Origin of the sequence: Sulfitobacter sp. M368 (genome assembly GCF_025141875.1) — a bacterium.
In the GTDB taxonomy this organism is placed as follows: Bacteria; Pseudomonadota; Alphaproteobacteria; order Rhodobacterales; family Rhodobacteraceae; genus Sulfitobacter; species Sulfitobacter mediterraneus_A.
The window spans coordinates 2,266,149-2,280,649 of the sequence record NZ_CP081113.1 but is presented as its reverse complement, the minus strand read 5'-3'; the positions used below and the strand labels follow the sequence as shown (position 1 = coordinate 2,280,649).

At 61.5% G+C, this 14,501-nt stretch carries 19 protein-coding genes; all 19 read left to right on the top strand.

The genetic code is table 11. The features are described 5' to 3' along the window. Positions 1–119: 119 nt before the first annotated feature. The 19 genes from fabD (at position 120) to K3754_RS11345 (ending at position 14,491) form a co-directional block, all read left to right on the top strand. Entirely contained in the window at positions 120–1,052 is a 933-nt protein-coding gene (fabD, locus tag K3754_RS11435; protein ID WP_259937350.1) for an ACP S-malonyltransferase, read from the top strand. Then, the gene (locus K3754_RS11430; RefSeq protein WP_259937349.1) at positions 1,052–1,618 is read left to right on the top strand and encodes an alpha/beta hydrolase; all 567 of its coding nucleotides are present in this window, start codon (positions 1,052–1,054) and stop codon (positions 1,616–1,618) included. The genes fabD and K3754_RS11430 overlap by 1 nt, the downstream gene beginning before the upstream one ends. A gap of 24 nt (positions 1,619–1,642) precedes the next feature. After that, a complete protein-coding gene (gene fabG, locus K3754_RS11425) occupies positions 1,643–2,380 on the top strand; it encodes a 3-oxoacyl-[acyl-carrier-protein] reductase (protein WP_203210951.1) in 738 nt (245 codons plus the stop codon). 201 nt (positions 2,381–2,581) lie between these two features. Further along, positions 2,582–2,815 (top strand): acyl carrier protein, encoded by a 234-nt coding sequence (locus K3754_RS11420; RefSeq protein WP_025048350.1) that lies wholly within the window; start codon positions 2,582–2,584, stop codon positions 2,813–2,815. 177 nt (positions 2,816–2,992) lie between these two features. Beyond that, on the top strand, positions 2,993–3,526 hold the full coding sequence (locus K3754_RS11415; protein WP_203212107.1) for a GNAT family N-acetyltransferase: 534 nt from the start codon (positions 2,993–2,995) through the stop codon (positions 3,524–3,526). Positions 3,527–3,659: 133 nt separating this feature from the next. Beyond that, positions 3,660–4,919 (top strand): beta-ketoacyl-ACP synthase II, encoded by a 1,260-nt coding sequence (gene fabF, locus K3754_RS11410; RefSeq protein ID WP_203210952.1) that lies wholly within the window; start codon positions 3,660–3,662, stop codon positions 4,917–4,919. Next, a complete protein-coding gene (mltG, locus tag K3754_RS11405; protein ID WP_203210953.1) occupies positions 4,919–6,103 on the top strand; it encodes an endolytic transglycosylase MltG in 1,185 nt (394 codons plus the stop codon). The genes fabF and mltG overlap by 1 nt, the downstream gene beginning before the upstream one ends. Positions 6,104–6,688: 585 nt before the next feature. Next, a complete protein-coding gene (locus K3754_RS11400) occupies positions 6,689–7,915 on the top strand; it encodes a DNA-packaging protein (RefSeq protein ID WP_409202387.1) in 1,227 nt (408 codons plus the stop codon). A gap of 175 nt (positions 7,916–8,090) precedes the next feature. Further along, complete coding sequence (locus K3754_RS11395) at positions 8,091–9,266, top strand: phage portal protein (protein WP_259937343.1); 1,176 nt, start codon at positions 8,091–8,093, stop codon at positions 9,264–9,266. Next, a complete protein-coding gene (locus K3754_RS11390; RefSeq protein WP_203210955.1) occupies positions 9,259–9,483 on the top strand; it encodes a hypothetical protein in 225 nt (74 codons plus the stop codon). Before K3754_RS11395 ends, K3754_RS11390 begins: the two co-directional genes overlap by 8 nt. Before the next feature lie 39 nt (positions 9,484–9,522). Beyond that, positions 9,523–10,146: an HK97 family phage prohead protease gene (locus K3754_RS11385; protein ID WP_259943332.1), complete on the top strand. Its 624-nt coding sequence runs from the start codon at positions 9,523–9,525 to the stop codon at positions 10,144–10,146. Further along, positions 10,143–11,312, top strand: a complete 1,170-nt coding sequence (locus K3754_RS11380) for a phage major capsid protein (RefSeq protein ID WP_203210957.1) — start codon at positions 10,143–10,145, stop codon at positions 11,310–11,312. Before K3754_RS11385 ends, K3754_RS11380 begins: the two co-directional genes overlap by 4 nt. Positions 11,313–11,471: 159 nt before the next feature. Continuing rightward, on the top strand, positions 11,472–12,065 hold the full coding sequence (locus K3754_RS11375; protein ID WP_203210958.1) for a head-tail connector protein: 594 nt from the start codon (positions 11,472–11,474) through the stop codon (positions 12,063–12,065). Between the two features lie 2 nt (positions 12,066–12,067). After that, positions 12,068–12,400: a head-tail adaptor protein gene (locus tag K3754_RS11370; protein ID WP_409202354.1), complete on the top strand. Its 333-nt coding sequence runs from the start codon at positions 12,068–12,070 to the stop codon at positions 12,398–12,400. Further along, positions 12,397–12,807, top strand: coding sequence for a DUF3168 domain-containing protein (locus K3754_RS11365; protein ID WP_259937338.1), 411 nt, complete (start codon positions 12,397–12,399; stop codon positions 12,805–12,807). The genes K3754_RS11370 and K3754_RS11365 overlap by 4 nt, the downstream gene beginning before the upstream one ends. A 44-nt stretch (positions 12,808–12,851) precedes the next feature. Continuing rightward, positions 12,852–13,277 (top strand): phage major tail protein, TP901-1 family, encoded by a 426-nt coding sequence (locus K3754_RS11360; protein ID WP_120505133.1) that lies wholly within the window; start codon positions 12,852–12,854, stop codon positions 13,275–13,277. Positions 13,278–13,279: 2 nt separating this feature from the next. After that, positions 13,280–13,594, top strand: a complete 315-nt coding sequence (locus tag K3754_RS11355; protein WP_259937334.1) for a gene transfer agent family protein — start codon at positions 13,280–13,282, stop codon at positions 13,592–13,594. Further along, on the top strand, positions 13,591–13,800 hold the full coding sequence (locus K3754_RS11350) for a rcc01693 family protein (RefSeq protein WP_231024128.1): 210 nt from the start codon (positions 13,591–13,593) through the stop codon (positions 13,798–13,800). Before K3754_RS11355 ends, K3754_RS11350 begins: the two co-directional genes overlap by 4 nt. Continuing rightward, the gene (locus K3754_RS11345) at positions 13,790–14,491 is read left to right on the top strand and encodes a phage tail tape measure protein (RefSeq protein ID WP_203210962.1); all 702 of its coding nucleotides are present in this window, start codon (positions 13,790–13,792) and stop codon (positions 14,489–14,491) included. The genes K3754_RS11350 and K3754_RS11345 overlap by 11 nt, the downstream gene beginning before the upstream one ends. Positions 14,492–14,501 lie beyond the last annotated feature (10 nt).

Genomic DNA, 14,501 nt, shown 5'->3' with positions numbered 1-14,501 from the left:
GCGCCAACCTAAGTGTCAATCCGGCCAAGGCAATGACAATCCATGCACAGCGTCTCTGCACTCTTGTTCAGGGGGGCGGTGCAGGCTAGACCAAAGGCCACTGAAAAGAAGGGGCCAACATGAGCATCGCATTCGTATTTCCCGGTCAGGGCGCACAGACCATCGGTATGGGCAAGGCGCTGGCAGACGCCTATCCAGAGGCGCGGGCCGTTTTTGATGAGGTCGACGCGGCCCTGGGTGAAAAGCTGTCCGATCTGATCTGGGAGGGTGAGATCGAGACACTGACCCTGACAGAAAATGCGCAGCCTGCTCTGATGGCCACCTCGATGGCGGCGATGGCGGCGTTGAAGGCCGAGGGGATTGGTCTGGACCGGGCGGCTTTTGTGGCGGGCCATTCATTGGGCGAATATTCGGCACTTTGCGCGGCGGGCACGTTGTCTTTGGCCGATACCGCACGGTTGTTGCGCATTCGCGGCAAGGCAATGCAGGCGGCGGTGCCTGTGGGTCAAGGCGCGATGGCGGCGGTTCTGGGGCTGGACGCAGACACAGCGGCCAAGGTGGCCGAGGATGCCGCGCAGGGCGATGTATGCCAGTTGGCCAATGAAAATGATCCAACCCAAAACGTGCTGTCCGGCAGCAAGGCAGCCATTGAACGAGCGCTTGTTCTGGCCAAAGAGGCAGGGGCAAAACGCGCCTTGCCATTGCCGGTTTCGGCGCCTTTCCACTGCGCCTTGATGCAGCCAGCGGCGGATGAAATGGCCCGCGCCCTGGGCGAGGTCACGATGAATGATCCGCAAGTGCCGCTGGTGGCCAATGTTACGGCAGAGGCGGTGACCGATGCAGGCCAGATCCGCGATTTGCTGGTGCAGCAGGTGACCGGGCGCGTGCGCTGGCGGTCTTCGGTGGAATGGATGGCCGCGCAGGGCGTGACCGAATTTTGGGAGATCGGCGCAGGCAAGGCCCTGTCCGGTATGATCCGGCGGATCGCCAAGGACAGTGCCATGCGGGCCATCGGCACGCCCGATGATGTTGCGGCGACCAAAGACGCCTGATGCGGCTGGCCGCGCTACTTGGTGCTGTATTGGCGATTCTCGGCTGTGCGATTACAGACAATGCCGTGGATCGCACAGCGATGGAGGTGCGCGGCAGCCAGCTTTGGCTCAATGGTGAGATCACCAGCCGTACACCGGCGAATTTCGAGGCGGTGATTGCCGCCAACCCGCAGATTGTCACCGTGGTGCAGGGGATGATGCCAGGATCACTGGATGATCAGGCGGTATTGCGGATGGGGTATTTCTTGCGCGGGCGCGGGCTGGACACCCATCTGACCGCGCAGAGCGAGATCTATTCAGGTGCGGTGGATCTGTTCCTGGCCGGCGTGCGCCGTACCGCGCAAAACGGTGCGGTGATCGGGGTGCACAGCTGGGCCGATGGCTTTGGCGAGGGCAGCAGTTATCCGCGCGATGCGGCGGAGCATCAGACCAACGCGCAGTACACCCGCGATATGCTGGGCAGTGATGCGTTTTACTGGTTTACCTTGCAGGCCGCGCCCTCAGACGGGATACATGAGATGACACGGGGTGAATTGGCGCGGTTTGGTGTGCTGACCCACCCCTAAAAGAGAAAGAGCAAAGGAAGACACATGTTTGATCTGACAGGTAAAAATGCACTTGTGACAGGTGCATCGGGCGGGATTGGCGCCGATATTGCGCGCAAATTGCATGCGCAGGGCGCAACAGTTGGCCTGTCCGGCACCCGCACTGAGCCACTTGAGGCGCTGAAGGCGGAACTGGGCGAGCGGGCGCATGTGCTGCCGTGTAACCTGAGCGATATGGAGGCGGTTGATGCGCTGCCCAAACAGGCGGCAGAAGCGATGGGATCGGTTGATATTCTGGTCAACAACGCCGGGATCACCCGCGACAATCTGTTCATGCGGATGTCGGATGATGAATGGCAGTCGGTTCTGAACGTGAATCTGACCGCGACGTTCAAGCTGTGCAAAGGGGTGATGCGCGGCATGATGAAGGCCCGATGGGGCCGGATTGTGAATATTTCCAGCGTGGTCGGCGCCACCGGCAACCCCGGTCAGGCCAATTATGCGGCGTCCAAAGCAGGCATGGTGGGCATGTCCAAGTCGCTGGCTTGTGAGGTTGCCAGCCGCGGGATCACAGTAAATGCGGTTGCGCCCGGATTTATCACCACGGCGATGACCGATAAGCTGACCGATGATCAAAAGGCTGGAATCATGGGGCAAATCCCTGCTGGCCGCATGGGCGAGCCATCCGAGATTGCCGCTGCTGTGGTCTATCTTTCCAGCAATGAAGCGGCCTATGTAACAGGCACCACCTTGCATGTGAACGGCGGCATGGCCATGTTGTAGCCTCTGACGCAAAACGTTTGCCTGATAGGATTGATATGGTAAACGAGGCGCAGATTCGTATCGAGGGGTGCTTGATCGCACCCTATTCCCTGTGCGAACAGGGGAAATAGCCGCCTCGGCAACGGGGTAATTTCCAAGCGTCGTTCAACGGCGTGCGGATAGAAAAGGGCCCAAACAGGGCCAAAGACATGAGGACTTATTATGAGCGACGTCGCAGACCGCGTGAAAAAAATCGTTGTGGAACACCTTGGTGTTGAAGAGGACAAAGTGACCGAGAATGCGTCGTTCATCGACGATCTTGGCGCAGACAGCCTTGACACTGTTGAACTGGTGATGGCGTTCGAAGAAGAGTTCGGCATCGAAATTCCAGATGACGCAGCCGAAAACATCCAGACTTTTGGCGATGCGGTAAAGTTCATCAAAGAAGCCTCCTAATCGGCTTTTCGCATTGGCCTGAGCGCCTTTGCAGCTATGAAATTCAAAGCGGCGTTGTTCCTTGGCGGAATGGCGCCGTTTTCTATTGGGCAGGGCAAAGCAGGGGTTGTGCCGGGCGGCAGGCCGCGCAAAACTGAGGCAAAGCAGCAGTTTACGAGTGAAGGCAATTCACCCTCAATGTCCCGAAATATTCCGACTATCAACACCCGCCGATTGACCCTGCGTGCCATGCGGGCCGAGGATTTTGGCCGTTTTGCCGAAATCTGGGCGATGCCCGAAGTGGTGACCCATATCAGTGGCAAACCGCGGCCCAAATCCCAATCATGGGACGCATTTTTACGCAATGCGGGCCATTGGCAGATTACTGGCTTTGGCCAATGGGCCATCGAAGTTCACCGTCAGCATCAGATGGCAGGGCAGACCGGCTTTTTCTTCGGCTCACGCGGATTGGGCGATGATTTTGATCCTTTTCCCGAGGCGGGATGGGTGCTCGAACCGGGGAGCCAGGGGCAGGGTTTGGGGCTGGAGGCCGTACAGGCCGCCCATGATTGGTTTGACCGTGTGATTGCAGGTCGGACGGTCTGCATGATCACGCCGGACAACACCGGATCGCTGCGCATCGCACGGGAAGTCGGCTATGTTCCGCTCCGCGAGGCGGAATTTGGCGGCGATAAGGTGCAATTGATGACCCGCAAGGGGCCGGTTGGCTAACTTCGGGGCTTGGCGGGGGCGGGTCGCCGTGGCACGCTTGGTCCGCTGTGCGAGGGCGTGCCTGCGCACTTGAACAAAGGGGGTGCCGCAAGGTATAGCCCCCCAAAGCGATATAACACCAAGGGGCTTGGATATGCGCAGAGTAGTTGTAACCGGTTTGGGTTTGGTCACGCCGCTGGCAGATGGCGTAGAGGAAAGCTGGAGCCGTATTCTGGACGGTCAGTCCGGCGCGGGCCCGATTACGGGGTTTGATGCGAGCAATCTGGTCACGCAATATGCCTGCGAAGTGCCATTGGGTGATGGCAGTGACGGCACGTTTGACGCTGGCAAATACATGGAACCCAAGGAACAGCGCAAGGTAGATACCTTTATCCTGTTTGGCATGGCCGCCGCGCAGCAAGCTGTTGAAGACAGCGGCTGGATGCCGACGGACGTTGAAGATCTTGAGCGCACGGGCGTATTGATCGGATCCGGCATTGGTGGTTTGAACTCCATCGCCAACACCGCCGTGATGATGAAAGAAAAAGGTCCGCGCCGGGTCAGCCCGTTCTTTGTGCCGGGTGCCTTGATCAACCTGATCTCGGGGCAGGTGTCGATCCGTTATGGGTTTAAAGGGCCAAACCATTCGGTTGTGACGGCCTGTTCCACGGGCGCACATGCCATTGGCGATGCCAGCCGTCTGATCATGCTGGGCGATGCGGATGTGATGGTTGCAGGCGGTGCGGAAGCGGCAATTTGCGAGATTGGCATTGCCGGTTTCAACGCCTGTAAGGCGCTGTCGACCAAACGTGGCGATGATCCCAAATCCGCCAGCCGCCCCTATGACGCGGACCGCGACGGTTTTGTCATGGGTGAGGGCGCGGGTATTGTGGTTCTGGAAGAATACGAACACGCAAAGGCGCGTGGCGCGAAGATCTATGCCGAGGTCTTGGGCTATGGACTGTCGGGCGATGCCTATCACATCACCGCGCCGTCCGAAGATGGTGAAGGCGGCGAGCGGTCCATGCGGGCGGCGTTGCGCTCTGCCGGGCTGGAGCCGAAAGACATCGACTATATCAACGCGCATGGCACCTCGACCATGGCCGACACCATCGAATTGGGCGCGGTTGAGCGGATGATGGGCGCGGATGCGGGCAAGGTCACGATGTCTTCGACCAAATCTGCAACGGGCCACCTTCTTGGTGCGGCGGGCGCAATTGAGGGGATTTTCTCGATCCTTGCGATCCGTGATCAGGTCGCACCGCCAACGATCAACCTTGATAACCCCGCGGTGGAAACGCCCATTGATCTGGCCCCGAACAAAAAGGTCGAGCGCGAGATCAATGTGGCGCTGAGCAACTCGTTCGGCTTTGGTGGCACCAACGCAAGCGTTCTGTTCGGGAAAGTCAAATAATGTGGCGACACATTGCGTCTAACGCGGTCACGTTCCTGTCAGTATTGCTGTTCCTTGTCGGGGGCGTGATCCTCTGGGGCAAGGGCCAGTATCAGGCCGAGGGTCCGTTGACGCAGGCCATCTGCCTGCAGGTCGAACGCGGATCGAACATGCGCAAAGTGAGCCGGAGCCTTGCGGAGCAAGGGGCGGTAAGTTCTGCGGCGATCTTTCGGATTGGTTCCGATTACCAAGAGAAAACTTCCCAGCTAAAGGCGGGCAGCTTTTTGGTGCAGCCGGGCACGTCGATGGCGGAGATTGTCGATGTGATCACCAAGGGCGGAGCCAGCACTTGCGGCACTGAAGTGGTGTACCGGATCGGCATCAACCGGGTATCGGTGCAGGTCCGCGAGTTGGATCCAAACACGAACCGGTTTGTGGAACGGGTGGAGTTCACGCCCGGCGCGGATGAGGTTCCTGAGCTGTTTACCCAGACCACTGCCAAGGGTGACACGCGGTTTCGCATTGCGATAGCCGAAGGTGTGACCAGCTGGCAGGTGGTTGAGGCGCTGAAGGGGATTGAGGTGCTGGATGGCGAGATTGCAACGCAGCCGCCTGAAGGATCGCTGGCACCCGACAGTTATGAGGTGCGGCCCGGCGATGATCGGGCTGAGGTGATTGCCCAGATGCAGGATGCGCAAGAGCTGTTGGTTTCTGCCGCATGGGAGGCGCGTGATCCGGATTTGCCGATTGAAACGCCTGAGGATCTGCTGATCCTTGCATCGATCGTGGAAAAGGAAACCGGCGTGCCAGAAGAGCGGCGGCAGGTGGCCAGTGTTTTTGTGAACCGTCTGAACCAGGGCATGCGTCTGCAAACCGACCCGACGGTCATTTATGGCATCACCAAGGGGCAGGGCATCTTGGGGCGCGGCTTGCGCCGGTCGGAGCTGCGCAAGGCAACCCCTTGGAATACCTATGTGATCGAAGGCTTGCCGCCGACGCCAATTGCCAATCCCGGACGGGCCAGCCTGATGGCGGCAGCGCAGCCGGATGAGAGCCCGTTCATCTTTTTCGTGGCTGATGGTACGGGTGGACACGCCTTTGCCGAGACCTTGGATGAGCACAACCGCAACGTTGCGAAGTGGCGCGAGATCGAAGCGGAGCGCGGTGCAGCGGCAGCGGGTAATGCCTCGACGGGTGGGAACTAGGCGCGTGCGACCGCTTTGGCGTGCGTTTGGGTAAGGTGTTGTTAACACTGTTATTCTTGACTTTGCGCACGGTCTGATCTATAGATTTTGTCACGCTAGCAGACGTGAATGAACGGCCCCGAGGGACACCTCGCGGGCCGTTTTGCGTTTGATTGGTCGGGAATTCCTTACAAGAGGTTTGCGCGACAATGACAGTAATCACCCCGGACGAAGAAATTGCGCATGGTGTTGAGATCCTTGACGCCTTGCGGGCCGCAATTCGGGTGTTGCGGCAAGAGATCGAAGGCCAGGCACAAACGGCCCGATCTGGGGAGGATATCGACAAAACACAGATGGCGAAGCACCTGCGCGACATGCAGGGGCTGGTGACGCAATGCACAAAGGCGGAGATGTTTCTGAATGACTGTAGAAATCGACAAGCGGGGATCGCAAGGGCAGGCCATGCCCTCGATCTGGAGCAAGCAAGGGCTGACATCGGGTGCAAGCTGGATCGCTTGCGCAGATGCGGCGGTGCAAGCCGAGTTTCTGGATGATCTGAACGCGGGGGAATTGATGGCGCTGCCCTATTTGTTTGAGTTCTGGGCGATGTCTCATCAATTGCCGCCAGAGGGCGCGTGGCGCACCTGGGTTGTGCTGGGCGGACGCGGTGCGGGCAAGACCCGCGCGGGCGCGGAATGGGTGCGCAGCATGGTTGAGGGGGCGCGGCCTTTGGATAAGGGGCGGTGCCGGCGCGTGGCCTTGGTGGGCGAAACGATCGAGCAGGTGCGTGAGGTGATGATCTTTGGTGACAGCGGCATTCTGGCCTGTTCGCCAGAGGATCGCAGGCCCGACTGGGAGGCCACGCGCAAGCGGTTGATCTGGCCGAATGGCGCGGTTGCCACGGTGCATACGGCGCATGACCCTGAAGGGCTGCGCGGACCGCAGTTTGATGCCGCCTGGGTGGATGAGCTGGCCAAGTGGAAGCGCGGGCAGGAGGCTTGGGACCAGTTGCAATTTGCGCTGCGGCTTGGGGATGATCCGCGGGTCTGCGTGACGACGACGCCGCGCAATGTGGATGTCTTGAAAAAGCTGCTCAAATCCCCGTCGACGGTACAGTCCCATGCGCCGACGGAGGCGAATGCAGCCAATCTGGCAAGTTCTTTCATGGAAGAGGTGCGGGCAAGGTATCGCGGCACGCGGATGGGACGGCAAGAGCTGGACGGGGTGTTGTTGTCTGATGCGGAAGGCGCGCTGTGGACCTGCGAGATGTTGGAGCAAGGCCGTCTTGAAGCCCCGCCTGAGTTTGACCGGATTGTTGTCGGGCTTGACCCCTCCATCAGCAGCGGTGCCAGCGCCGACGAATGCGGGATCGTCGTGGTCGGCGCGACAACACAGGGGCCAGTTCAGGATTGGCGGGCGGTTGTCTTGGCAGATTGTACGGTGCAGGGGGCCAGTCCGGGCGCATGGGCCAAGGCCGCCATTGCCGCGATGGAGCGGTTTGGCGCGGACCGTCTGGTGGTCGAGATCAACCAGGGCGGGCAGATGGTCAGCGAGGTTTTGCATGGCGTGGATCCGATGCTGCCCATCAAGGCGGTGCATGCCAGCCGCGGCAAGGCAGCGCGGGCGGAACCGGTGGCCGCCCTTTATGAGCAGGGGCGGGTGCGCCACCTGCGCGGGCTGGATGCCCTAGAGGACCAGATGTGCCGGATGACGGCGCGGGGCTATGAGGGTGGCGGCAGCCCGGACCGGGTGGATGCGCTGGTCTGGGCCATTCACGAGCTGATGATCGCGCCTGCGGCCAAGTGGCGGGCACCGGGGGTGCGGACCTTGTGAGGGCACTCTGTGCGGCGGGTGCCGCGCAGGAGTTTTTCTTGCCAAATGAAGTGGGGGGGGAGGCGCGAAACGAGGTGTTGCGCCAAGCGGCGCACGGTCTGGTTTCGCGGTCTTAACCTTTTGTTGGCAGGTTCTGTTTGCGCCGGTTGGGGCAGAGCGAATGAGGAGTGACGTGATGGTTTTGGATTTCCTGCGGCGCGGGGCGGCGGCAGAGGCACCGGCGCAGAAGGCATCGGCCACCGGACCGGTTGTGGCCTATCAGACCTCGGGCCGGGTTGCCTGGAGCCCGCGTGACACGGCGAGCCTGACGCGGACCGGGTTTTGCGGCAATCCTGTCGGGTTCCGGTCGGTCAAACTGATTGCGGAGGCGGCGGCGGCCTTGCCGTTGGCGGTGCAGGATAAAGCGCATCGCTACGAGGCGCATCCGATTGCCGACTTGCTGGCACGGCCCAATGGGGCGCAGGGGCGGGCCGAGCTGCTGGAGGCGCTATATGCGCAGTTGCTCTTGAGCGGCAATGGCTATGTTGAGGCGGCGGGGGATACCGGGGTTCCGGCAGAGCTGCATGTGTTACGCTCAGACCGTATGTCGGTGGTGCCGGGGGCGGATGGCTGGCCGATGGCCTATGAATATGCTGTTGGCGGGCGCAAGCACCGGTTTGATCTGCGGGGTGGCCGCGATGCGATATGCCATATCCGCAACTTCCATCCGCAGGACGATCACTATGGCTTTAGCCCGATGCAGGCCGCGGCGATGGCGCTGGATGTGCATAATGCTGCATCGCGTTGGTCAAAAGCCTTGTTGGACAATGCCGCCCGGCCATCGGGGGCGATTGTCTACAAGGGCGCGGAAGGTCAGGGCAAGCTGAGCGAAGATCAGTATGACCGGCTGGTGAGCGAGATGGAGAGCCATCATCAAGGCGCGCGCAATGCAGGGCGACCGATGTTGCTGGAGGGCGGTTTGGACTGGAAGCCCATGGGCTTTTCCCCCTCCGACATGGAATTTCAGAAGACCAAGGAGGCGGCAGCGCGGGAGATTGCTTTGGCCTACGGGGTGCCGCCGATGCTGATCGGGGTGCAGGGGGATGCGACCTATGCCAACTATCAGGAGGCCCATCGCGCGTTTTACCGTTTGACCGTACTGCCACTGGCGACGCGTGTCACAGCGGCCCTGGGGCATTGGTTGTCCGGCCTTTCCGGCGAGATCGTGGAGGTCAAGCCGGATCTGGATCAGGTGCCCGCCCTGTCAGCGGAGCGGGATGCGCAATGGGCGCGGGTGGCACAGGCGGAGTTTCTGAGCCAAGCTGAAAAGCGCCGGATGCTGGGGCTGCCTGCGGTGGTGGCCGATGAGTGAGCTTCCGGCATATGAGCGGTTTGAATGCGCACCGGGGCTGCGGTTGCAAGCGCATGAACGGGTGAGCGCGATCCATCATGAAAACCTGCTGCGCCGGCTGGACCGTCTGGAGGATATGATGGAACGGATGGAACGGCGGCTTTGGCTGACGGTTTACGGGGTGGTTGCGGTGATCCTGGCGCAGGCGGTGCAGAGCTTTCTGGTGGTCACGCCTTAAGGCGCAAAATTCTAAGGAGTTGTCATGGAATATGATGCAATGCGCTTTGGCTGCGGGCCAGAGCACGGGGAGATTTTGCCCGCTGAACGGTGCGGGCTTGAACGCAAGTTTGCGCGGTTTGGCAGCGCTGAGGTGGTTGAAGGCGGCGTGCAGGTCAGCGGATATGCCAGCCTGTTTGATGCGGCAGACCAAAGCGGCGATGTGGTGCAACGCGGCGCCTATGCGCAGAGCTTGAAGGGGCTGCGGGAGGCGGGGCGCAGCGTCAAGATGCTGTGGCAGCATGATCCGTCCGAGCCCATTGGCGTTTGGGATGAGGTGCGCGAGGACGCCCGCGGCCTCTGGGTCAAGGGGCGCATTCTGGACAGCGTGGCCAAGGGCCGCGAAGCCGCTGCACTGATTGCGGCGGGTGCGATTGACGGGCTGTCGATTGGTTATCGCACTGTAAAGTCCAGCAAGACGGCCAAGGGGCAGCGTCTGTTGGCGGAGTTGGAGCTTTGGGAGGTGTCATTGGTGACCTTTCCGATGCTGCCGAATGCGCGGGTCGCCGCGAAAGCGGAAGACAGGCAAAGCGCTGCGGAGATGCGGCAAATGGCGGGGATCTTTGAAGGGGCGCGGCAAGATCTGCGCCGGATGAGGCAACAAGGGATCGAGGGAAACAAATGAGCGAGAGCAAGACGATGGGCGGCGATCTGCCCCCGGCGGAGGAAGTGCGGCAGGCCGTGAATGGGTTTGTCACGGAATTCAAAGGCTTCCAGTCCGAAATCGAAACGAAACTGCAACAAACAGAAGAGCGAATGACCATGTTGGACCGCAAGATGACACTGCCTGCACGCACCCCGCTAAGCGCGGCGAATGACACTGCCGCGCCGCATCAGGTGGCCTTTCAGGCCTATCTGCGCAATGGCGATGATGATGGGCTGCGCGGGCTGGAACTGGAGGGCAAATCCATGTCCACCGCTGTCAACTCTGACGGGGGCTATCTGGTCGATCCGCAGACGTCGGACCGTGTGCAGTCGGTGTTGAACACCACGGCGTCGATCCGGGCGATTGCGGCGGTGGTTCAGGTTGAGGCGACATCCTATGACGTACTGGTGGATCATACGGATGTCGGCGCAGGATGGGCGACGGAGACAGATCCGACGGCAGAGACCAGCACGCCGCAAATCGACCGGATCACCATTGCGCTGCATGAACTGAGCGCCCTGCCGAAGGCGTCGCAGCGATTGCTGGATGACAGTGCATTTGACATCGAGGGCTGGCTGTCGGGGCGGATCGCGGACAAGTTTGCGCGGGCCGAGGCCGATGCCTTTATCAACGGCGATGGGATCGACAAGCCCAAGGGGATGCTCGCTCATACGGCGGTAGACAATGCCGCGTGGACCTGGGGCAATCTGGGTTATGTGCCGACGGGTCTGGACGGAGATCTGACAGCGGATGCGATCGTTGATCTGGTCTACGCCCTGGGGGCACAGTATCGGGCCAACGGGTCTTTCGTGATGAATTCCAAGACCGCCGGTCTGGTGCGCAAGCTGAAGGACGGCGATGGCCGGTTCATGTGGTCTGACGGTCTGGCGGCGGGGGAGCCTGCGCGGTTGATGGGCTATCCGGTGTTGGTGGCTGAGGATATGCCGGATGCCACAAGTGACCAGATGGCGATTGCCTTTGGTGATTTTAACGCAGGCTACACCGTGGCGGAGCGCCCTGACCTGCGCATTCTGCGTGATCCCTTTAGCGCCAAGCCGCATGTTCTGTTTTATGCGACAAAGCGTGTTGGCGGCGATGTGAGCGATTTTGCGGCCATCAAGCTGTTGAAATTTGGTCTGGTGTAAGCCGGAGCCAAAAGCGGGGCCGGGGCATTTGCCCCGGTCCGGGCGCGTGACCAATGGCCCTGCATTGCCTAGCTGTTCCCTTCCGACCAAGCGGTGCGGGCGGCCGCGCGTCCGGGCACCAGATCGGTTGTGCCAATTGCGATTTTTCGGAGAATTTCCATGATGTTGATCGAAGAGACACCTGTCGCGGATGCGGCCTTGCCGGTGGAGGCCTTCAAGGCGCATTTGCGGCTTGGCAGTGGCTTTGGTCAGGACGGGTTGCAAGATGTGGTGTTGCTATCCTTTTTGCGCGCTGCCTTGGCGGCGATTGAGGCCCGCACTGGCAAGGCATTGTTCACACGGGGGTTCGTGTGGACAGTGAGCCATTGGCGCGACGACGCGGCGCAACCGCTGCCGATTGCGCCGGTTTCTGCACTGTCCCAAGTGACGGTGATTGCGGGCAACGGGACCGAGATTGCGGTTGGTCCAGCGCTTTACTGGTTGGAGCAGGACATGCATCGCCCGCGTTTGCGCAGCACCGGAACGGCGTTGCCGGGTATTCCGACGGGCGGTTCGGTACGGCTGCGGTTCGAGGCGGGTATGGCCGCGGAATGGGCGGATTTGCCGCCGGACATGCAGCAGGCCGTCCTGATGTTGGCGGCACATTATTACGAGTATCGCAATGACACCGGGCTGAGCGAGGGCTGCATGCCCTTCGGCGTCAGCAGCTTGATCGAGCGTTACAAATCCATCCGCATCGGGGCAGGCGCATGAGCATGCCGGTTCTATCCCATGCCCTGATCCTTGAGGGGCCGGAGCGGGTGAGTGATGGCGCGGGAGGCTACACGGAGGGCTGGGTCGCCCTTGGCACGCTTTGGGCGCAAATCACCGCCCGCACGGGCCGGGAAACAGCGCAGGGCGGCGCACCGGTGAGCCGGGTGTCGCACAAGATCGTGGTGCGCGGTGCGCCCTATGGCAGCCCGGACCGGCCCAAGCCGCAGCAGCGTTTGCGCGATGGCGAGAGGATCTTTGTCATTCAGGCGGTGGCCGAGTGGGACGGCGCGGGGCGCTACCTGACCTGCTTTGCCGATGAGGAGGTGGTGGTATGAGCTTTGCACTTTCCGGGCCGTTGCAGGCCGCGATCTTCGACGCGTTGCGCGGTGATCCGGCGTTGACGGCGCTGGTGGGCGATGCGGTTTATGACGCGGTGCCCTCGGGTGCGTTGCCGGAGCTTTATGTTCGGCTGGGCAGTGAAACGGCTGAGGACGCCTCCGACTGCAGCGGCGCAGGCGCGGTGCATGTGGTCACGGTTTCGGTGATCACGACGCGGCCGGGATTTGCGGACGCCAAGGCGGCGGCGGGCGCGGTCAGCGATGCATTGCATGAGGCGGATCTGGCGCTGAGCCGGGGACGGTTGGTGGGCCTGTGGTTTGAAAAAGCAAAGGCGCACCGGATCGACGCGGTATCTGCACGGCAGATTGACATGCGGTTTCGGGCAAGGGTCGAAGACGGCTAGGGCCGCCCATCGGAAAATTCACGGAAAATCACAGGAGATACGACATGGCTGTTCAAGCAGGCAAAGACCTATTGGTCAAAATCGATATGACAAGTGACGGGCAGTTCGAGACCGTCGCAGGCCTGCGGGCCACACGGATCAGCTTCAACGCGGAAACGGTGGATGTGACCGCGCTTGATAGCGAAGGGGGTTGGCGCGAGTTGCTGGTCGGGGCGGGCGTGCGATCTGCAGCAATCAGCGGGTCAGGTGTGTTCCGCGATGCGGGTACGGATGAGCGGGCACGGCAATTGTTCTTTGATGGGCTGACGCCGGATTTTCAGATCATCATCCCCGATTTCGGCGTGGTGCAGGGCCCGTTTCAGGTGACGGCGCTGGAATATGCTGGGGCGTTGAACGGCGAGGCTACTTATGAGCTGAGCTTGCAATCGGCGGGCATGCTGACCTTTACCGCAGATGTGGTGGTGGTCTGAGCATGGCGAACCGGTGGCGCGGGGAAGTGGCCCTGACGGTCAATGGCCAGCGCCACCTGGCGCGGCTGTCTTTGGGCGCCTTGGCGGCGTTGGAGGAGACGCTGGAGGTCGGATCGCTTGTGGCGCTGGTCGAACGGTTCGAGACGCGGGCGTTCTCAAGCCGTGATGTGCTGGCGCTTTTGGGAGCTGGGTTGCGCGGCGGCGGCGCGGAGATCAGCGACGCGGAACTGGCTGGGGCCGAAATCGAAGGCGGTCCTGTTGCGGCGGCGAAGGCGGCAGCAGAGTTGCTGGCGCGCGCCTTTGTGGTGCCGGAGTGAGCGAGCCAGTGGCATGGCCTGCGTTGTTGCGGGCCGGGTTGCACCAACTGGGGTTGGCGCCGGATGTGTTCTGGAACCTGACCCCGGCAGAGCTGCAGGTGATGCTGGGTAAGGCCGGATCGCGCCAGCCCATGACGCGGGACGGGTTGGACGCCTTGATGGATGCCTATCCTGACCAAGCAAAAGGAACACAAGATGGCGGATGAAAACAGCTTTGATCAGTTGAACGGCAAGGCGGCCGGGCTCAACGGGACATTGGCGCAGACCAGTGTGCTTGTCAGCGGCTTCGACAGCGAGCTGCGCCGGATGCGGGTGTCCTTGGCGGCGACGGGCAAGGATATGGCGACGATGGAGCGTGGGCTGAGCCGGGGCTTGCGCAAGGCGTTTGATGGCGTGGTGTTTGACGGCATGAAATTGACCGATGCGTTGCGCAGTGTGGCGCAGACGATGGCGAACACCGCCTACAACGCTGCGATCAAGCCGGTGACGCAGCATATTGGCGGTCTGATTTCACAGGGCGTGGGTGCGTTGGTCCAGAATGTTCTGCCGTTTGAGCAAGGCGCGCCGTTTTCGCAAGGGCGCGTGATCCCCTTTGCGAGGGGCGGCGTGGTGAGCGCGGGGCGTGTGCAAAGTGGTGGCGGCGGCATCGTGGCCGGGCCAACCCATTTCCCGTTGCGCGGCAGCTATGGGTTGATGGGGGAAGCGGGACCGGAGGCGATTATGCCACTGGCCCGCGGCGCGGACGGGAAGCTGGGGGTGCGTGGCGGCGTGGGCGGCGGCGATGTGCATGTGGTGATGAACATCACGACGCCTGATGTTCAAGGATTCCAGCGATCCCAGAGCCAGATCGCGGCGCAGATGAGCCGGGCACTTTCTGTTGGCAAGAGAAACCGCTGAGCGAGGGAAC